The sequence below is a fragment of the Deinococcus alpinitundrae genome, assembly GCF_009982895.1.
GTDB lineage: Bacteria > Deinococcota > Deinococci > Deinococcales > Deinococcaceae > Deinococcus > Deinococcus alpinitundrae.
In genome coordinates, this window is sequence record NZ_WXZL01000152.1 from 1 (window position 1) to 343 (window position 343).

Annotated in this window: 1 protein-coding gene; it reads left to right on the forward strand. The window is 39.1% G+C overall.

The window, feature by feature from the left end:
* Window positions 1–343: SIS domain-containing protein (locus GUI70_RS25445; RefSeq protein WP_161884538.1), on the forward strand; the 343-nt coding region annotated here is incomplete at both ends.

Genomic DNA, 343 nt, shown 5'->3' on the forward strand with positions numbered 1-343 from the left:
CAAGATTGCTGACGTTGAAAAAGTGGTGCAGCAAATTCGACGTGCCCAAACCATTTACATTTTTGCCCGAGGCTTTTCTGAACTAATTGCTGAAGAACTTTTAGTAAAACTTCAGTTATTAAAGAAAAACTGTCAGCTTAGCGACGATCCCAACATTATTCAAACCCTAGCAACCGATATTCGTCCTGGCAATTTAGTAATTATTATTTCACTTAATGGAGAAACTCCCGAACTAGTAGAAGCTGCCCGCCGTATATCACAAAACCGTGCCCCCATTCTTTTGATCACCACCAATAGTACTAGTAGCATTGGAAAATACGCCTCTTTAATTTTATGTGGTTTT